Source organism: Luteitalea pratensis, assembly GCF_001618865.1.
Classification (GTDB): Bacteria; Acidobacteriota; Vicinamibacteria; order Vicinamibacterales; family Vicinamibacteraceae; genus Luteitalea; species Luteitalea pratensis.
Map to the genome: position 1 here is coordinate 5061599 of NZ_CP015136.1, position 18815 is coordinate 5080413.

Annotated in this window: 15 protein-coding genes; 7 read left to right on the top strand and 8 right to left on the bottom strand. The window is 69.4% G+C overall.

What is annotated here, in order from left to right; all coding sequences use genetic code 11:
* Positions 1–49: 49 nt before the first annotated feature.
* From LuPra_RS21210 to LuPra_RS21235, 6 genes are all read right to left on the bottom strand, one after another.
* On the bottom strand, positions 50–970 hold the full coding sequence (locus tag LuPra_RS21210) for a cell division protein FtsX (RefSeq protein ID WP_110172599.1): 921 nt from the start codon (positions 968–970) through the stop codon (positions 50–52).
* Positions 967–1635 (bottom strand): cell division ATP-binding protein FtsE, encoded by a 669-nt coding sequence (gene ftsE, locus LuPra_RS21215; RefSeq protein ID WP_110172600.1) that lies wholly within the window; start codon positions 1633–1635, stop codon positions 967–969. Before ftsE ends, LuPra_RS21210 begins: the two co-directional genes overlap by 4 nt.
* Positions 1632–4085, bottom strand: coding sequence for a DUF3108 domain-containing protein (locus LuPra_RS21220; RefSeq protein WP_110172601.1), 2454 nt, complete (start codon positions 4083–4085; stop codon positions 1632–1634). Before LuPra_RS21220 ends, ftsE begins: the two co-directional genes overlap by 4 nt.
* Positions 4054–5487 (bottom strand): Asp-tRNA(Asn)/Glu-tRNA(Gln) amidotransferase subunit GatB, encoded by a 1434-nt coding sequence (gene gatB / locus LuPra_RS21225; RefSeq protein ID WP_110174808.1) that lies wholly within the window; start codon positions 5485–5487, stop codon positions 4054–4056. Before gatB ends, LuPra_RS21220 begins: the two co-directional genes overlap by 32 nt.
* Before the next feature lie 245 nt (positions 5488–5732).
* A complete protein-coding gene (locus LuPra_RS21230) occupies positions 5733–6827 on the bottom strand; it encodes an HD domain-containing phosphohydrolase (RefSeq protein WP_110172602.1) in 1095 nt (364 codons plus the stop codon).
* Positions 6824–8257: a sigma-54-dependent transcriptional regulator gene (locus LuPra_RS21235; RefSeq protein ID WP_110172603.1), complete on the bottom strand. Its 1434-nt coding sequence runs from the start codon at positions 8255–8257 to the stop codon at positions 6824–6826. Before LuPra_RS21235 ends, LuPra_RS21230 begins: the two co-directional genes overlap by 4 nt.
* Before the next feature lie 356 nt (positions 8258–8613).
* On the opposite strand from LuPra_RS21235, the gene LuPra_RS21240 reads away from it, so the two are divergent.
* A complete protein-coding gene (locus LuPra_RS21240; protein ID WP_110172604.1) occupies positions 8614–10896 on the top strand; it encodes an IS110 family RNA-guided transposase in 2283 nt (760 codons plus the stop codon).
* 126 nt (positions 10897–11022) lie between these two features.
* On the opposite strand, the gene LuPra_RS21245 is transcribed toward LuPra_RS21240, so the two are convergent.
* Entirely contained in the window at positions 11023–11715 is a 693-nt protein-coding gene (locus tag LuPra_RS21245; protein ID WP_110172605.1) for an HAD family hydrolase, read from the bottom strand.
* A 25-nt stretch (positions 11716–11740) separates the two neighbouring features.
* Positions 11741–12424 (bottom strand): DUF4159 domain-containing protein, encoded by a 684-nt coding sequence (locus LuPra_RS21250; RefSeq protein WP_110174809.1) that lies wholly within the window; start codon positions 12422–12424, stop codon positions 11741–11743.
* Between the two features lie 131 nt (positions 12425–12555).
* Between LuPra_RS21250 and LuPra_RS21255 the strand changes: the two genes are divergently transcribed.
* The 6 genes from LuPra_RS21255 (at position 12556) to LuPra_RS21280 (ending at position 18759) form a co-directional block, all read left to right on the top strand.
* Complete coding sequence (locus LuPra_RS21255; RefSeq protein WP_110172606.1) at positions 12556–13212, top strand: RNA polymerase sigma factor; 657 nt, start codon at positions 12556–12558, stop codon at positions 13210–13212.
* A gap of 10 nt (positions 13213–13222) precedes the next feature.
* The gene (locus tag LuPra_RS21260; RefSeq protein WP_110172607.1) at positions 13223–13840 is read left to right on the top strand and encodes a hypothetical protein; all 618 of its coding nucleotides are present in this window, start codon (positions 13223–13225) and stop codon (positions 13838–13840) included.
* Between the two features lie 112 nt (positions 13841–13952).
* Positions 13953–15176: a 4-hydroxy-3-methylbut-2-enyl diphosphate reductase gene (locus LuPra_RS21265; protein WP_234800491.1), complete on the top strand. Its 1224-nt coding sequence runs from the start codon at positions 13953–13955 to the stop codon at positions 15174–15176.
* 48 nt (positions 15177–15224) lie between these two features.
* Positions 15225–15689, top strand: coding sequence for a Spy/CpxP family protein refolding chaperone (locus tag LuPra_RS21270; protein ID WP_110172609.1), 465 nt, complete (start codon positions 15225–15227; stop codon positions 15687–15689).
* A gap of 56 nt (positions 15690–15745) precedes the next feature.
* Complete coding sequence (locus LuPra_RS21275) at positions 15746–17518, top strand: TolC family protein (protein ID WP_157899503.1); 1773 nt, start codon at positions 15746–15748, stop codon at positions 17516–17518.
* A complete protein-coding gene (locus tag LuPra_RS21280) occupies positions 17518–18759 on the top strand; it encodes an efflux RND transporter periplasmic adaptor subunit (RefSeq protein ID WP_110172611.1) in 1242 nt (413 codons plus the stop codon). Before LuPra_RS21275 ends, LuPra_RS21280 begins: the two co-directional genes overlap by 1 nt.
* Positions 18760–18815: the final 56 nt, after the last annotated feature.

The following is an 18815-nucleotide window of genomic DNA, read 5'->3' on the forward strand; positions in this document are numbered from 1 at the left end:
TGGCGTGTCGGAGCGACACTCCCACTCTAGCGAGCCGCGCCACCGAGTGTCAACGGGAGATCTCGCGCGACCCCACCCACCCCGCGAGGGCTCCGGCCAGCAGCGTCACCACCGTAAGCGTAAGCATGTGCTGCCACGTCAGGAAGGGCACGTCTGGCAGATCCAGCGCCCGGCCCCAGGCCGACGCTGGCCCCTGCCCGACGACCCACACCGCAGCCCGGAGCAGGAGCAGCGCCAGGACCGTCCCGGCCGCTGCCTGGAGCACGCCCTCGGCCACGAAGGGGCCGGAGATGGCGCGCGGGGGCGCCCCCACCAGGCCCAGCACCTCGATTTCGTCACGGCGCGCGTAGTAGCCGAGCCGCAGCACCGCGGCCACCGCCGCAAACGCCGCCAGCGCGAGCAGCACCGCCAGTGTCGTCACCACGCGTCGTACGGTCGTCACGGTCAGGAGCACACGGCGCAGGACTTCACGGTCGTAGATCACATCGTCCACGCCGGCGGCGCTGCGCAACCGCGTCACCAACGCATCGACCTGTGGCGCGGTCGCCGTGGGAGCGAGGCGCACCTCGATGACCGCGCCGAACGGCCGGTCCGGCAGCGCGGTGATCACCCCCGCCAGATCGGGAAAATCGGCCGTCACGCGCGCGGTCGCCTGCTCTGGGTCGAGCACATCAGCCACGGCCACTGCCGTGTCACTGCGAGCGATGCGGGCGGCCGCATCGCGATCGGTCGTGGTCGCCTCGCGCGCCAGGTACACCGAGAGTTCGGCGGCCTGCGTCATGCGCGCGGTCACGTCGCGCAACGCGACCGACGCACCCAGGGCCGCGGCCATCACGAAGACGGCCGCACCGAGCAGCAGCGTGGACAGCAGGGTGACGCGCCACCGGCGCGTGAGTGAGGTCCGGGCCTCGTCGAAACAGTACCGGAGAAAACCGACGGCGTTGGCGTCTTCATGCCGGCGCGCGTTCATGACGGCCTCCGGTCGCCAACCAGCTGGCCGTGCTGCAATTGCACGACACGCCGGCGCACGTACGCGATGAGGTCCTGGTCGTGCGTCGCCATCACCACCGTCGTGCCCGACGCGTTGATGTCCCGGAAGATGTCCATGACCTCCAGCGACAGCGCGCGATCCAGGTTGCCCGTCGGCTCGTCGGCCAGCAGGATGGATGGCGCATTCATCAGGGCCCTGGCGATCGCCACGCGTTGCTGTTCGCCGCCCGACAGCTGCAGCGGGAACGCTTCCATCCGGTGCTGCAGCCCCACCTGCTGCAGCAGCATCGACGCGCGCCGCCACTGCTGCGAACGCGGCATGCCCATCACTCGCGCCACCGTCGCCACGTTCTCGAACACGGTGCGTGCGGGCAACAGCTTGAAGTCCTGGAACACGAACCCGACCGTCCGCCGGTACGCCTGACGCTCGTCGCGGCGCAGGGTGGCCAGGTCGGTCCCATTGACCAGCACCTGGCCGGACGTCGCGACGTCCTCGCGCAACAGCAGCCGCAGGAGAGTCGACTTGCCGGCGCCGCTCGGGCCCGCGAGGCAGACGAACTCGCCCTTGTCGATGTCGAGCGAGACGTCGCGCAGCGCGTCGGCGCCCTGCCCGTACGACCTGGTGACCGCAGCAAGCGTGATCACGTGCGTGGCACTCCGGAATGGGTCTCGATCAGTTCCACGCGCACGCGTCCGAAACCGGCCGCAACGTCGATGCGCAGGGGCAGGCGCCGCTGGTCGGCGCTCAGCCAGAGGTCGATGGCCGGCGGTGCCCGGCGCTGGACGCGCTGGACGAGGGCCGGACGCATGCGCAGCGCGCGGACCTGCTGGCCGCGCCACTGGATTGTCTCGGCCGCGAGCGGCCCGGACTGCAGCGTCAGGTTGCGACCCATGTCGTTCACCGGGATGGCGACCTGGCTGCCAGCCGCAAGCGCGAGCGTGCGCACCAGGAGGAACGCGGCGATTGGGTCACGGTGGTCAGGCGGAGCACGAAAGCCGGGACCCGCCTCGACCGTCGTGGCATCGGGGGGCACGACACGCACCACTCCGCCAGCGCCGTCATGGAACACCGACTGATCGACCTGGCGTCGTCCTTCACGGATCTCGCGCAGGTGCGCGACGGGGCGGAATTCGCTGTCGGTGAACGTCCGGAAGACGTCGCGCGCCTCGAAGAATCGCGCCACCCACGGCGCGGTCTCGAGCGACACGCGAGCCTCGTACCGGATGCGTGTCCGGTCGGCGGCCGAGAGCCAGCGCGGCAGTCTCGCGTCCGAACCGGTCGCGGCGAGCACGGCAATCTCGATCGTGCCGGCCGACACGTGTGTGCCGGCCCCGTCCCAGAAGACGTCGTACCGGCTCACCTCGCCAGGCGCAAACCCGGGAACGCCCGGCTGCGGAGCGCTCACCGCGGCAGGCGCCCCCACCGCCGCGAGCAATGTCGTCTCGTCGGCGAGTTCGTAGATGACCGACGGCGCGCCACCGCGACCGGCGACGCTCGCGCGTCGCGCCAGGGGCCACGCCTTGTCGAGGCCGTCGTCAGGCGCGACAACGAAACGCACGCCGAGGTCGTGCAGCGTCCATATCGCGTCGGCCGACGGGAACGTCGCCAGCGCGCCCGCGACAGCACCGGCAAACGCGGGTCGCTGACCGCTGTAGCCGTTGACGATCGGGCGGCCGTGCGTCAGCGTCTCGAGCATCAGCGGCGTCGCGGCCCGATCATCGGGCTGCGGGAGAAACGCGACCGCCCCAGGACCCTCCACATCGCGCAGCCAGGCACTGACGGGCGTCTCGAACGCGGGAGCGGGAACGTAGGGCACTCGCCAGGCGACCGCCTCGATCGCCACGACCAGCGACAGGGCGAGCACGACGGGATGCGATGCCGGGCGCCGTTCACGGCGCCACCAGGTGACCGCAAAGCCAGCCGCCGCGGCGACGCCGAACGAGAACAGGACACCAAACCGCGCCGGCGCGCGAATCGCCTGGAACCCGAAGACCCAGCGATGCGCCAATGCATACACGCTGCGCAGGCCCTCTGGCCCCAGTGCAAACACAATCCCCGATGCGGCGACGGCACCCCAGGTCCAGAGGAGCGGTTGCCGGCGCGATCGTGGCAGCGCTGCGGCGGCGAGCACCGCCAGGGCAAGCGCACCCCAGCCGGGCAGGAGACCGTCTTCCTCGGTGCGGCCGATGGGCGCAAGCGCCACCGGCCGCCAGGGTGGGTCGCTCACGAAACTGGCAAGGGTCGCCGCATGCCGGCTCGCTTCGTCCATCGTCCGCACGAAGCCTTCGCGCTGTTGGGCCTGGACGTACGGCACGAGCACCGGCGCCACCAGCGCCGCAGACACCAAGCCGCTCACGGCGAGGGGCGCAAGCAGGCGCCCGAGCGAGACGCGGCCAGCGCCCGCGACGAGTGCGAGTCCACCGAGACCCAGGGCCACCAGGCCGATCACGGCGTAATAGACCGCGCTGACGGCGGTCAATCCGAACCAGAGACCGAGCCACGCGCCGTCCTGCCACCGTCGGCGCGCGACCAGCCGGTGCAGGGCGCCGAACGCCAGCGGCAGGAAGTACAACGCCTGCAGTTGCAGGTGCAACACGTGCGAGAAGCGGTATGCGCAGAAACCCCACGCGAGACCGCCGACGACCGGACCGAGCCGATCGTCGAGCAGTTGCCGCAGGTACCACCACATCGCCCAGGCGCTTGCTGCCAGTGACGCGATGAAGACGGCGTTGTAGCAGAGGACGGGATCGCGCCAGATCGCGTAGATCGGCGACACCAGCAGCGCTTGCAGCAGCAGGTGATCGGTGAAGGCCAGCGTCTGGCGCGCCGGATGGAAGATGGGCGCATCGAAGACGCCACCGGTGACCCACGACGATGGGGCGAGGAACAGTTGCCGCAGGTCCCAGCCCAGCGTGAACAGGTTGAGATACGGGTCGCCTTCGCCCTGCGGCGCGCCGAGCAGGGTCCGCGGACGCCATCCCAGCGGCCACGTCGCGAGGACCGCCACCACGACGTAGATGGCGAGGGCAAGGGCCCGCTCTCGCCAGCCAGGGCGGCCGAGATCAGGCGTCGAGCTGACGCTGGACGAGGGCATGCACCACTTTCGGGTTCGCCGTGCCGCGCGTGAGCTTCATCACCTGCCCCACCAGCGCGCCGATGGCCTGGACGCGGCCGGCTTTGTAACTCGCCACCGCCTCGGGGTTGGCGGCAATCACCGTGGCGACGTGCGCCAGCAGCGCCGACTCGTCACCCACCTGCTTCAACCCCTCGCGCGCGACGATGGCCGACGCCGGCTCGCGCGTCGTCCACATTGTCTCGAAGACCTGCCGGCCCGCGCCGGTGCTGATCGTGCCGTCATCGACGAGCCTGATCAGATCGGCAAGTGCGGCGGCCGTGACGGGGACGTCGGCGATTGCGGTGTCCTCGTCCTTCACCTTGCGCAGCACCTCACCCATCACAAAGTTGGACGCCAGCTTCGGCGGCGCCACGCTGGCCACCTGCTCGAAATACGCGGCGAGGTCGACGTCCTGCGTCAGGACAGCGGCATCGTAGGCCGGCAGGCCGTACTGCGACACGAAGCGCGCTCGACGAGCCGCTGGCAATTCAGGTAACGCCGCGCGCACGCGATCGACCTGCCCGCGTGACAGGACGAGCAGCGGCAGGTCCGGCTCCGGGAAGTACCGGTAGTCGTGCGCCTCCTCCTTGCTCCGCATGGAGAAGGTCCGGCCGGTATCGGGATCGAACAGGCGCGTCTCCTGCACGATCGCGCCGCCGTCGGCGACGACGGCCGACTGGCGCGCGATCTCGTACTCGATGGCCTTCTGCAGGAAGCGGAAGGAGTTGACGTTCTTCACTTCCACCTTCGTGCCCAACGCCTGCTGCCCGAGCGGGCGCACGGAGACGTTGGCGTCGCAGCGCAGGCTGCCCTCTTCGAGATTGCCGTCGTTCACGCCGATGGCGACGAGCACGTCGCGCATGAACGTGAAGTAGGCCGCCGCCGCCGCGGCACCGCGCAGGTCCGGCTCCGAGACGATCTCGATCAGCGGCGTCCCGGCCCGATTCAGGTCGATGCCGGTGAGGTTCGGATCGCCGGTCCCCTCGTGCAACGACTTTCCCGCGTCCTCTTCCATGTGGATGCGGGTGATGCCGACACGGACGGCCTGGCCGTCGACCTCGAGATCCACGTGGCCACCGGTCGCGATCGGTCGATCGAACTGCGAGATCTGGTAGCCCTTCGGCAGGTCCGGGTAGAAGTAGTTCTTCCGCGCGAACTCGGAGACCTCGTGCACCGTGCACCCGAGCGCGATCGCGGCCGCGATGGCCTTGTCCACGGCATCGGCGTTGAGCACGGGCAGCGCCCCGGGCATGCCGAGGCACACGGGACAGGTGTGGGTGTTGGGTGGCGCGCCGAACGCGGGCACGCATCCACAGAAGATCTTGGTACGGGTCTGGAGTTGGGCGTGCACCTCCAGGCCGATCACGGCCTCGAAGCGCACCGAGACGGAAGTCGCCGGCACGGAGAGATTGTAATGCTGCGGTGCCTCGACACTACGGCAACGGCCTCAGCAAGGCCCGCTCGCCGGAGCCCTGTCAGACGAAGGCCGCGTTCGGAGAACGGGCCCTACCACGAGAACGGGCCCTGCCAACTGCGTCGGCAAAGCGAGGGAGGGCCGGCTCTCCGAGCCCGGCCAGACGGCGGGTCTCTGAGCGCGGCCAGACGCAGTGCCGCCTCCCAACGGGCCTAGGCGCGTGACTCGGGCGCACCCAGTCCGGGCAGATGCGTGAACGTGCGCACGACATCCGGGTCGAACTGCGTGCCGCTGCCGCGCACCAGTTCGGCCACGGCCTGCTCGTGGGTCAGGGCGTCGCGGAACGGTCGTGGCGATCGCATCGCGTCGTAGGAATCGGCGACCGCCAGCACGCGGCTGGTCATGGGGATCTCGTCGCCGGCCAGCTGCCGCGGGTACCCGCCGCCGGCGTACTCCTCGAATCGCGACCGGACGATCCCGGCCGCGGGCCGCAACGCGGGCACGGCGTCGAGGATGGACGCCCCGAGGTCCGGCACCCGTCGCCACAACGCGCGCTCCTCGGTCGTCAGTTCACCCGTCTTGTTGAGGAGTCCATCAGGCAGGACCAGCCGGCCGAGTTCATGCAGCAACGCGGCCTGACCGAGGGCGTCGACCTGGCGGGCCGGTACCCGGCACGTCGTGGCCAGGGCAATGGCCAGGTGCCTGACGCGCTGGCTGTGCTCACGCCACACGTCGCTGCGGAACGCCACCAGATCGAGTGCGGCCTCGACCTGCTCGGTACTCGACACCTCGAGGCGGGTCATGGCCTGGGCGAGCCGGGCGTGCCGAACGCCGAGCTCAGATGCGCGCTGCTCGCGCAGCAAGCGATCCGCCCGCCGGAGGCGATGCTGCCGCACGCCGTTCTCGAGCGCACGCGAGAGGCTGCGCTGATCGAAGGGCTTCAGCAGGTAGTCCACCACCCCGTGCTGGAGGCCGCGCAGTGCCCAGTCGACATCGTGCACGCCCGTCACGAGGACGACGGCCATGTCGGGATGCCGCTGCTCCACCTGCTCGAGGAACCAGAAGCCGTCGTGTCCCGGCATCTGCACGTCGCAGAGCGCGATACCCACGCCGCACTCGTCGGCAACCTCCAGGGCTTCATCGGCGCTGCAGACCGGCAACGGATGGCAGCCGTCGGCCTCCACCCACGCCGTCAGCACCTCGCGCACGCCGTCATCGTCGTCGATGACGAGGACCGGCGCGGGGACGTCGAAGCGATCGCCGGCAAGCACGTCGAGCCCCTGTTCGGTTTCGCTGCGCGCCGTCATGCTGCCCCCTGCCCACGCCGGATGATGGTGACGCCGAGGTCGAGGCGTTCGAGTCTGCGATAGAGCGCCCGCCGGCTCACCCCGAGCAGCAACGCCGCCTTCTTCTTGTTGCCATTGGCATGCTGCAGCGCCCGCATGATGTGCTCGCGTTCCACGTCCGACAGCGGCTCGAGGTCGTCCTCGCGGCGGGCGGGGCGGACGGCCAGCGGAGGGCCAGCGAGCGGAGTGCGCCAGGCATGTGGCGACGGGACTGGACGTTGCGCCGGCAGGCTCGCCTTCACGTCGAGTTCGCCGACCAGCCTCCCCTCGGCCATGAGGCAGGCACGCTCGATCACATTGCGCAACTCACGGACGTTGCCTGGCCAGTTGGCTTCGCCCAACAGGCGTTCGGCTCCCGACGTGAGCCCGTTCAGCGGCTTCGCGAGGCGGGCTGCGGTGGCCCGCATGAAGGCGTTGGCAAGGTAGACGATGTCTTCACGGCGATCGCGCAGGGGCGGGACGTGCAGCTCGACGACGTTGAGGCGGTAATACAGGTCACGGCGGAAACGTCCCTCGTCGCACTCGATTTCGAGGTCGCGGTTGGTGGCCGCGACTACCTGCACGTCGACCTTGCGCGGCTCGAGCGATCCGACCCTGTGCACTTCGCCGAACTCGATGGTCCGCAGCAGCTTGGCCTGGACGCCGGACGGCAGTTCCCCGACCTCGTCGAGGAACAGCGTGCCGCCGTCGGCCAGCTCGAACAGTCCTGGCTTGGCGTCGGTCGCGCCGGTGAACGCGCCACGCACGTGCCCGAACAATTCGCTCTCGAACAGGGTCTCGACGACCGCCGAGCAGTTGATGACGACGAAGCGCCGGTCCGCACGCGGACCGAGTTGATGCAAGGCACGCGCGACCAGTTCCTTGCCGGTGCCCGTCTCGCCGCTGACGAGGGCCGTCCGCACGTGCGGCGCCATCGTGCGCAGCATCCGGAACAGCTTCTGCATCGGCACGGATCGGCCGATCATGCCGTGGAACGAGACCCCTGTGGACCGTTCGGCCGGAAACAGCCGGACCCGGCGCCGCAACGCATCGTCGAAGCGATCGGTCAGGAGTGCGCGCAGTTTCTCGACGTCGAGCGGCTCGCGCATGTAGTCGTAGACGCCGAGGCGGATGGCGGCAACGGCCGACTCCACCGAGGCGCGCGCGGTCAGGAGCACCAGTGACAGATCGGGTGCCTCGTCGCGAACGCTCGTGACCAGCGCCATGCCTTCCATGTCATGGACGTCGAGCGACGCGACCAGCGTATCGGGAGGCCGCTGACGGAACGCCGCGAGGCCTTCGGTGCCGGTGTCGCACACCTGCAGGGCAAACCCGAGGCGCACCGCCATGTCGAGCAGGAGGTCCCGCGACGGGGTCGGCGGATGGATGACCAGCAGGGTCGGTGTGCTCAAGATTCGCGCTCCACACTTCCCAATCGACCGCCGCGGACTCACCTTGAACCAAAGTGGCACACGGGCGCACACGACGCCGGGTTCCGGGTTCCGGGCACCGGGTTCCGGGCACCGGGCGATCTGTCAGGCGTCGGAATGACGCGCGGACGAACGCCGAACTTTTGTCGAAGGAATCCCAATCGTGTAGGCGTCGAGCTTGCTCGACGCTGACGTCCCTCCCATGCCGTGACGTAGCCCTCCTGTGCCCCGACGTAGACGCTTATGGAGGACCGGCCCCCGCGTCGGTGTACGCGGGTTACGCTGCGGGTCGCAGGTGATCCGACGGCGCAGAGCCGTCAAGCGACGGGAGGTCGGTCATGGGCGAGTCTACGACGTTCATCGGGTTGGATGTGCATCAGGCGAGCGTGACGGCAGCGGTGTGGCGCCCGGGCGCGGGCGCGCCGGAGGTGGGCGCGGCGCCAGTCGAGGTGCCGAAGCTGGTGCGGTGGGTGCAGCGCCTCGCGGCGGGTGGCCCGGTGCATGTGGCCTACGAGGCCGGCCCATGCGGCTATCCACTGGTGCGGGCGCTGACGCGCGTGGGCGTGCACTGCACGGTGGTGGTGCCCTCGCTGATTCCGCAGGCGGCGGGGGGGCGCCGCCAGCGCATCAAGACCGATCGGCGCGATGCGCGACAGCTCGTCACGTATCTGCGACAGGGCCTGCTGTCGGCCGTGACCGTGCCGAGCGAGGCCGACGAGGCGTTGCGCGAGCTGGTGCGGTGCCGGCAGCAACTCCAGCGCGATGTGGTGCGGGCCCGGCATCGCGTCAGCAAGTTGCTGTTGCGGCACGATCGGCGGTGGACGACGACGCGTCCGTGGACGCAGGCCTATCGGCGCTGGCTGCGGGATCTGTCGTGGGCCGAGCCCGGCGTCGCGCTGGTGTGTCGGACGTACCTGGATGCGCTCGAGAGTGCCGAGGCGCGCGTGCGGGCCCTGGATGCGCGACTGGCCACGTGGGAGGTGCCGGCGGCGCTGGCGGGCCCGGTGGCGCACCTGCAGTGTTTTCGCGGCATCGACCGCCTGCACGCGTTGACGATTGCGGCCGAAACCGGTGATGGGCGACGCTTCCCGAGCGCCCGGGGGTACATGCATTACACCGGCTTGACCTGTTGGGAGTGGTCGAGCGGCGCGCGCCGGCGGCAAGGCGGCATCAGTAAGATGGGCAATACGCATTTACGTCGGGTGTTGGTGGAAGCGGCGTGGCATTACCGGACCCGGCCGGCGTGTGGCAAAGGCCTGCGGGCCCGCCAGCGCGGGCAACCCGAGGCCGTGTGCCACCTCGCGTGGCGGGCGCAGGAGCGCCTCCACGCCAAGGTCCGGGGACTGCTGGGGCGCGGCAAACGCTCGACGGTGGCGGTGACCGCGGGGGCCGGTCCTCCATATGAGCCGTCGACCTTCCACCTTCGCCAAGGCTACGGTGGACAAGTCAGGTCGACCGGCGCTGGCACCAGGATCGAGAAGCCGGAATCGCCGTCCGCAGCGCCTCGGAATCGGGATTTCCCGCGCGATGAGCGAACATGGCACGTGCCGCGCCGTCATGCGGAAGCGTTCCAGCGCCTCCATCGTCATGTCCCATCGCCACAGCTCTCGACGCTGACGCTGTTGTCGGCCCTGCTCGTGGCGATGAACGGGTGCGGCGGCGGCACACCGCCGCCTAGGACGAGTCCGGCACCGCGACCGTCACCTCCCCGTGCAGGCACACCGCCGCCAATCGCCGCGCCCGTGCAATCCGGGGAAGCCGCGCCCCTGCGTATCGAAGTGGGGCCGCGCGGCAGCGGCGCGTTCGAGGACGTCGGGCTCGAGGACTATGTCCGGGACGTGGTCGTGGGCGAGTTGTCGATCGGTGCCGCGGACGCCGCGCTGGCGCCAGCCGCTTACGAGGCTCAGGCCATCGTCGCGCGCACCTACGCGCTGGCGGGACGGCGCCGCCATGCCGCCGAGGGCTTCGACCTGTGCTCGACGACGCATTGCCAGGTGTTTGCGCGCAACCAGTGGCGGCGGAGCCGATGGGCGTCTGCCGTGGATGCCGCCGTCGCGCGAACGCGCGGGCAGTACCTCGAAAGCGCAGGCAGGCCCATCGAGGCCGTCTTCCACGCGCATTGCGGCGGACACACCAGCGCGGCGGTGGACGTGTGGCGCAGTGCGGGCGCGACGTACCTGCGCGGCATCGACGATCCGTACTGCCTCCGTGAGCAGGAAAGCGCCTGGACGAGCACGCTGGACCTGGAAGCCGTGCGCCTGGCCCTGAACCGGCGGCCGCGGACTGAGGTCGGAGATCGACTCGACGGCGTGCAGGTGCTGCGACGCGATGCCGGCGGACGGGTCGTCGAAGTCGCGCTGACGGGGTCGCGGGCGCCGGTCGTGACGGGCGAAGACTTCCGGCTCGCGATCATGGCCGTCGCCGGACCGAGCAGCCTGCGCAGCGCACGCTTCGAGGTGGAGCGCCTGGGCGCGCAAGTGCGGTTCACGGGCCGCGGATCCGGCCACGGCGTCGGTCTCTGCCAGATCGGCATGATCGGCCGCCTGCGCGCGGGCCAGACGCCGGCACAGGTCCTGCTCGCCTACTACCCAGGGGCCATCATCACCGTCGCCGGGACCTGAGGGCCGCCGGGCGATCAAGGGGATAGGGACAGGGAAGAAGAGGCGTCCTCATCCCTTGAACCTCTTGCCTCGTCCCTTCTGATTTCCTGGTGACTTGTTCCTTGTCCCTTCTCCCTTGTTCATGGTTCAGAACATGTCCCTGAGCTCCCCGAACCGCTCGACCTGCCGGATGCCGGGATCGTGCGTTTCGGGCAGGTCGGTGAGTTCGAGGGCCCAGGTGCCCGGGTGTGGCACGAACACGGCTCCGAAACCGGCGGCACGCGCAGGCATGATGTCGGACTTCGGGCTGTTGCCGATCATCCAGGCATGCTGGGGCCGCGCGCCGAGCCGGCGCGCGGCGTCGGCGTAGGCGGCCTGGTCCTTCTCGCGCACGACATCGACCTGATGGAACAGGTCACGCAGGCCCGATCGGACGACCTTGTCCCACTGCTCGTCGTGGTTGCCCTTGGTGAACAGCACCACGCGATGACGCCGCCGCAGGTAGGCAAGCGTGTCAGGGACGTCAGGCAACAACTCGAGCCGCTTGCGTCGCAGCGCCGCGATCTCCGCACGCAGGAACGGCCGCAACTGGTCGAGCGATTCGCCGATGCCGACATGCTCGCAGAGCACCTCGAGCGACGCTCCGAAGTTGAGTGACCCGTAGCCATGGGCGCGCGTCCGCTGGCGTTCGATGGCGAGCAACGCCTCACGTGTCCGCTCGGTGCTCACGCCGTACTCGGTCAGCCGCGTCGCCGTCCGGTCGATCACGGAGTCGAAGTAGATGTTGTTCTCCCAGAGCGTGTCGTCGGCGTCGATGAACAGCGTCAGCCCTGGACGCACGACGCCTCCTGCAGGGCAGCCGCGGTCACGACGTCATGGCGTACACGGCGATGTTGACGGCGAGCTTCGTGTTGTCCTCCCGGCGGAATCGCTTGTTCTTCCAGTCGTAGTCCCATTCGCAGCCGTAGTCCTTGTTGCTGTAGAGCACCCCGAGCCGGCCGTCGTGCTCGACGCCGCGCAGGTAATCGTGCACGAGGTCGTCGCCCCAGCCGTTCAGCTCGTGCGCCGTGGTCGGCGGGGTGTCGAACGTGAAGAAGCAGCGGTAGAGGGGGTGCGTCGCCGGCAGTTTCGGCATCGTACCGGCCTTGCCAAACGTCGCCCGCATCTCCTGCTCGAAGCTGCGCGCGTACAGCCCGTCGACGTCGTGGTTGCAATCGTCGGAGAAGAGCAGGCCGCCCTGCTCCACGTACGTCCGGAGGCCGCGGCGCTCCCGATCGCTGAAGCGCACCAGCAGGTGTCCGGTCATGAACAGGAACGGAAAGGCCGGCAAATCGGCAGCATCGGCCGGAATGATCACTTCATCCCGGTAGACGGGGATGGTGGTGTACTCGACCAGGGTGTTGAGGACGTTGGCCGCCACTTTCGGGTTGTAGTCCCAGTCGCCCGAGGCATACCGCAGCCGTGCGAACACGAACTCCGAGGCACGGGGCTGGGCCCGGACGAAGGGGGCGCCGGCCGTGACCAGGACGGCCCCGGCGCCCGCGGCCATGCCCTGCTGGACGAACGCCCGACGACTGACCGGCACGACGGCAATTGTAAATCGCCGCGTGCCCGTAGTAGCGTGATGGGGTCCATGTCCTCGCCGGTAAACGCACGCACCACCGACGGGCGTACCCTCCTATGGCAGCCATAAGGCCTCCCGGTTCGGCTGCCGTCGGCGCGCCGGTCGACGTCGACCTCGCTGCCGCCGTCAAGGCGCACCTCGCCGCCGACGAGGGCGTCGCTGCGCGCGAGTTGTACGGGGAACTGGTCCGCCGGCACCAGCGCAAGGCCACGCGCATCGCCCTGTACTACCTGCGCGAGTCTGCGGAAGCCGACGAGGCCGTGCAGGACGCGTTCGTGAAGGCGTACACGCACCTGCGCGACTTCGAGTACGGCCGATCGTTCGAGGTGTGGTTCACGCGGATCCTGGTCAACAGCTGCCTCGATCGCGTCAAGGCACGGGGCCGCCGGGCGCGCTGGATGATCGCCGCCGACGACCTCGGGGACGCCAGCCCGCTGGAGCGGGTGGCAGTGCCGCGTGACTCGACGCCGGAGGCCCTGGCGCTGCGCCGCGAGCGCGGAGAGAGGCTGATGGGCGCCATCGAGCGGTTGCCCGAGCGGCAGCGCACCGTGGTGCTGCTGAGCCAGATCGAGGGCGCCACGACGCGGGAAGTGAGTGAAGTGACAGGCTTGCGTGAGACCACGATCCGGGTGCACCTGTTCCGTGCACTCCGGCGCCTGCGGCTCCTGCTCGCCGACGACCCGGCGTTCGGCCGCGCGCCGGCCCGGGACTGAGAGAGATGCCATGCTGACGCGCCCGACGCGCTGGTTCGGTAGCTGGGGACGTCCCCATTTGAGCGACGAGTCGCTCCTGGAGTTGCACGCCCTGCTGGTTGCGGGCGAGCACTCGGTGGCTGGCCGCTACCTCCGCCACGTGAAGCAATGCGAGGTGTGCGCGCAGCGCCTCGACGGTGTCCGCGAGGATGCCGCCGCGCTCCGACAAGACGTGACCGCCAGCATCGACGCCCGGATAACCCCGACCCGTCTCGAACGTCAGTTCGACGTCATCATGCGCCGCCTCGAGGGCCACTCCGGCAAGGTCCTCCCCTTCCCCACCACCATCCATCGTCCGGCCGAGGCTCCGACACTGCGCCGATGGGTGGCCATGGCTGCCGCGTCCGGATTGCTGATCGGCATCGGCGCAGGACGCCTCATGGGGCCGATGTCCTCCGCGCCCGCACCACCCTGGCAGAAGGTCAGCGCCAGTCCTGCCACCGGCACCCCGGCAGGCGTACAGGAGTCCGACGAGCAGATGCTGGTCGAGATCGACGCGGCCCTGGCGCGCAGCCGCACCAAGGAATTTCGCGCCCTCGACGAGTTGACGCCCCGCGTCGCGGACGCACGCGCGCGGAGTCCACGATAAGGTAGGGACCGCTCTCCAAGCGGTCCATCTACTCGCCGGTCACCTTCGCCACCTCGAGGACGTGGACGCCTCGGAGAGGCGTCCCAACCAGGTACCCGTATACTGGGGAGTGGTGCAACCACTCATCTTCCGCAAAGGGCTCGACCTGAAGGACGCCGTCAAGGGCGAGCTGGCGCGCGATTACCACAGCGACGTCGTCGAGCGGATCCGAACCAGCGACTTCCGGTACGACCAGGGCCGGCTGACTATCCACCTGGCGCGGGAGTTCGGCTTCTGCTATGGCGTCGACCGCGCGGTCGATTACGCCTACCAGGCCCGGAAGCGGTTCGCCGATCAGCGGGTGTTCCTGACCGGCGAGATCATCCACAACCCCCACGTCAACGAGAAGTTGCGGACAGCGGGCATCCGGTTCCTGAGCGATCCCGGCGAGCCGTCTCCCGGTCTGGGCGCGGGCGACGTGGTGATCATCCCGGCCTTCGGCGTGACGGTGCATGAACTGGCGCGTCTGCAGGGGCTTGGCTGCACGCTCGTCGACACGACGTGCGGCTCGGTCCTGAACGTGTGGAAGAACGTCAACCGCTATGCCCGTGAGGGCTTCACCGCCGTGATCCACGGCAAGGTCAAGCACGAGGAAACGCAGGCGACGGCCAGCCAGGCCCTGAAGACGTCCGGCGGACGCTATCTCGTCGTCCTCGACCGCGTGGAAGCCGGTCACGTCTGCCAGTACATCCGTGGCGGTGGCGAGCGCGAGGCGTTCATGGCCCGGTTCGGCAAGGCCGTCTCGGCCGGCTTCGACCCGGACCGCGACCTCGCCCACATCGGCGTGGCCAACCAGACGACGATGCTGATGTCGGAGTCGCTCGAAATCGCCGACATGCTGCGCCAGGCGATGGTGGACCGCTACGGCGAGGACGCGCTGGCCGAGCGGTACAGGGCGTTTGACACCATCTGCAGCGCGACACAGGAGCGCCAGGACGCCGTCATCAGCCTCCTCGACGATGAGGCGGTCGACCTCATGCTGGTCGTCGGCGGGTACAACAGCAGCAATACGTGCAATCTCGCCCGTATCTGCGCTAATCGCGTGCCGACGTACCACATCGCGGATGTGGACCGTCTCGTCTCGCCCGAGTGCATCCGCCACCGGCCCGTGCCGCCGTCCGACCAGCCGCTGGCGAAGTTGCCGGAAACGGAGACGCGCGGCTGGCTACCGTTGGGTGGTGCCGTACGCGTGGGCCTGACGGCCGGGGCGTCGACGCCCAACAACATCATCGGGATGGTGGTCGAGCGCCTGACGGGCTTCACCGCCGAACCGTCCGTATCCGACGCCGCGCGGTAAACAGCAGCCGAGCCGTCGCCGTACCCGGAGGACGGGGAAGGTGTGTCCATGAACAAGTTGGCAACAGGAGCCGCGTGTCTCCTGGCCCTCGCCGTTGGCCTGGGCCCGAGCATCGCAGGAGCCACCGAGGGGCAGAAGCCCTCCAAATGGTGGCAAAGCCCGATCTGCAAGTCCCGGGTCGGCTTGACGGCCGCCCAGACCGCCGAGATCGAGCGGATTTTCCAGTCGGTCCGCGACGAGTTGCGGGCCGAGAAGGCCGAACTCGAGAAGCAGGAAGCGGCGCTCTCGCGGCTGCTGTCCGAGTCCAATGACAACGAAGCCGTCGTGGTGCGAACGGTCGACCGCGTCGAGGCTGCCCGCAGTGCGCTGGCCAAGACCCGCACGCTGATGCTCTACCGCATGCACCGGCTCCTCTCGCCGGAGCAGCGCGCCCGCCTCGATGCGTTCGAGCGGGAGCAAGCCAAGTTGATGGAATCGCCGCAACCACCGGGCCAGACCCGGCCGCGCGAGTGAGGGCCCCGGACCCGTTCCGGCGCGTCGGTCCACGGACCGGCATTGGAGGATGGTTCGTGAGATTGACTGTGTACCTGGCGGGGGTCGTGGTAGCCGCGAGTGCGGGCCTGATGCCCGCGACGGCGCTGGCGCAATCGCGCAGCACCGATGTCTCGGATGCGCGGGTCGCCGAGTTGCTGCGGCTCGTGGCTGGCAAGGCAGGGCAGCAACCGACGGTTCCGGGCGGCGCCCCGCCGGCGGGTAATGTCTCTGATGTGCCGCTGAAGATCGAGGAAGCCGTCGCGATGGCCCTCGAGAAGAACCTGGACATCGCGGTCGAGCGGCTCAACCCCTCGTCCTTCGATTTCAGCCTCGAGGCGCTGCGCGCCACCTTCAACCCGACGGCGACCTCGACGGTGGGCTACAACAGCACCTACCAGCTGCCGACCAGTCAGCTGGTGGGCGGCGCCCGCGTCAAGAACGACCAGGCGACCTGGAACTTCGGCCTGCAGCAGTTGCTGCCCTGGTGGGGTGGGTCCTACCAGGTGCAGTTCAACAACCGCCGCAACGACAACAACAACGCGTTTGTCACCTTCAACCCACAGTACAACACCCTGCTCAGCGCCGCGCTCGTGCAGCCGCTGCTGCGCGGCCGCGCGACCGACAGCACCCGCACGGCGCTGATCATCACGCAGATCAACCGCGAACTCTCCGACGTGCAGGTCCGGACGACGGTCATCGAGACGCTGGCCGACGTGCGCAACGCCTACTGGGACCTGGTCTTCGCCCAGGAAGTGGTCAACGTCGCGGCGCGCTCGTTGCAACTGGCCGAGAAGCTGGTCGACGACAACCAGGTGCGCGTCGAAGTGGGCACGCTGGCGCCGATTGACGTCGTCCAGGCCCAGGCCGAGGCGGCGACCCGCCGGCAGACCCTCGCCGCGCTCGAGGCGCAGGCCCAGACGGCTGAACTCGCGCTCAAGCGCCTGATCGTGTCCGGCACCGCCGACCCGATGTGGGGCGCGCGCCTGAAGCCGGTGGATCGCCCCACGCTCACCGAGCGGGCCGCGCCGCTCGAAGAAGCGCTGCGCAGCGCGCTCAACAACCGCACCGACCTCATCGAGCGGAAGCGCAACCTCGAGATTACCGATGCGAACCTGGCGCTGCTGAAGAACCAGACCGGCATGTCGGCCAACCTCGTCGCCAACTACGGCGGCCAGGGCATCGGCGGTACGCGCATCATCCGGGACGGGACCGGCGGCCCGATCACCGGGGAGATTCCGGGTGGCTACACCGACGCGCTGGACCTGATGTGGCGCCGTGAGTACCCGACCTGGACCGTCCAGGTCCAGTTTGCCTACCCGATCGGCCCGAACCCGCAGTCGGCGCAGCTGGCACGCGCCAGGATCGGCCTCGAGCAGAGCCTGACGCAGATTCGCAGCCTCGAACTGCAGATCGCCGCCGAGGTGACCAACGCACGCCTGCAGGTGGACGCCAACCTGAAGCGCATCGAATCCGCGCGGGTGGCACGCGAGCTGTCGCAGCGCCGCCTCGAGGCCGAGCAGAGCAAGTTCGACGTCGGCCTCTCGACGAACTACTTCGTGGTGCAGGCCCAGCGCGACCTGCTCGACTCCGAGAACACGTTGCTGCGCGCGGCGCTCGACTACCAGCAGTCGCTCGTCAACTTCGAGCGCGCGCAGATCACGTCGGGCAATACCGGGGTCACCATCACGAACACGCTGGGCGCCGGGACGGCGACCAGCGTCGGCGGTGGCGGCACGGGCAACAACAACAACGCCGCGGGTACGAGCACTGGCACCACCACCGGCATTCCCGGCACGGGAGGTCAGTGATGCGCAAGTGGGTAGTCGGACTCGCGCTCGTCGTCGCGGCGGGCGCCGCGTACGCCGTGTTCGGCAGCAAGGACGAAGCCGCGCAAGCCAGCGGGGCCGGCGGGGCCAAGGGTGGCCCAGCGGGGGCGTTCGCGCAGCCGCCGATGACCGTGCAACTCGCGAAGGTCACGCGCGCGTCGCTGCAGGCCTACGTCGAAGTGGTCGGCAGCCTCGTTGGCGCGCAGACCGTCGACATCGTGCCGCGCGCGCAGGGCCGGTTGCAGTCGATCGGCGTGCGCATCGGCGACTCGGTGAGCCGCGGCCAGGTGCTCGCCAAGGTCGAGGATGAGGAACTGCTCGAGCAACTGCGGCAGTCGGATGCGTCGTACGAGGTCGCGCGCGCGACGATCCGGCAGCGTGAGGCCGACCTGTCGTTCGCCAGGACGAACCTTGCTCGCAACAAGAGCCTGTTCGAACGCAGCCTGCTCCCCCGCCAGTCGCTCGACGACGCCGAGGCCCGCCACCAGGCGTCGCAGGCGCAGCTCGATCTTGCACAAGCGCAGTTGCAGCAGGCGTCGTCGCGCCGCGAGGAACTGCGCATCAATCTCGCCAACACCACCGTCAACTCGCCAGTGAATGGCTTCGTGGCCAAGCGCTTCGTGGACCCGGGCGCGTTCGTCACGCAGAACGTCATGCTGCTCTCCGTCGTCGACATCTCGATCGTCCGCCTGGTGGTGAACCTCGTCGAACGTGATCTCCGCAAGGTGAGCGTGGGCGCCGGTGCCGCGGTGAGCGTCGACGCCTATCCCGGCGAGACCTTCTCCGGTCGCGTGGCTCGCGTGGCGCCCGTCCTCGATCCAGCCACCCGGACCGCCGAGATGGAAATCGAGGTTCCCAACCCGTCGGGCCGGCTCAAGCCGGGCATGTACGCCCGGGTGCGCCTGATCAGTGCCAACAAGGAGAACGCGCTGGTCGTACCCAAGTCGGCAATGGTCGACGCGCAGGGCCGCCGTGGCGTGTACATGGTGCAGAAGGGGCAGGCCGTGTTCCGCGCCGTGACTCTCGGGCTCGAGGAACCGGACCGGATCGAGGTCACCGACGGGCTGAAGGAAGGCGACGAAGTGGTCACGACGGGCGCGTCGGCACTGCGCGACGGCGCGAAGGTGCTCCTCGCCGGCCCGGCCAGTCCCGGAGCGACATCAGGCGGCGCACCGAAGGCCGATCCGGCGGCGCAGGCGCGTGGCACGGCCGCACCTCGCTGAGACGCCAGGCCCCGAAACGCAGGCAGGAGTCGCTCGGATGAGCGGCCCCGAACGGC

What these genes read in the sequence shown, in the direction of transcription:
- LuPra_RS21220 (WP_110172601.1), bottom strand. Translation starts at nt 4,085, where the DNA reads ATGCCCTCGTCCAGCGTCAGCTCGACGCCTGATCTCGGCCGCCCTGGC.
- LuPra_RS21255 (WP_110172606.1), top strand. Translation starts at nt 12,556, where the DNA reads ATGGCAGCCATAAGGCCTCCCGGTTCGGCTGCCGTCGGCGCGCCGGTC.
- LuPra_RS21240 (WP_110172604.1), top strand. Translation starts at nt 8,614, where the DNA reads ATGGGCGAGTCTACGACGTTCATCGGGTTGGATGTGCATCAGGCGAGC.
- LuPra_RS21260 (WP_110172607.1), top strand. Translation starts at nt 13,223, where the DNA reads ATGCTGACGCGCCCGACGCGCTGGTTCGGTAGCTGGGGACGTCCCCAT.
- LuPra_RS21250 (WP_110174809.1), bottom strand. Translation starts at nt 12,424, where the DNA reads ATGGCCGCGGGCGCCGGGGCCGTCCTGGTCACGGCCGGCGCCCCCTTC.
- LuPra_RS21210 (WP_110172599.1), bottom strand. Translation starts at nt 970, where the DNA reads ATGAACGCGCGCCGGCATGAAGACGCCAACGCCGTCGGTTTTCTCCGG.
- LuPra_RS21230 (WP_110172602.1), bottom strand. Translation starts at nt 6,827, where the DNA reads ATGACGGCGCGCAGCGAAACCGAACAGGGGCTCGACGTGCTTGCCGGC.
- LuPra_RS21270 (WP_110172609.1), top strand. Translation starts at nt 15,225, where the DNA reads ATGAACAAGTTGGCAACAGGAGCCGCGTGTCTCCTGGCCCTCGCCGTT.
- LuPra_RS21280 (WP_110172611.1), top strand. Translation starts at nt 17,518, where the DNA reads ATGCGCAAGTGGGTAGTCGGACTCGCGCTCGTCGTCGCGGCGGGCGCC.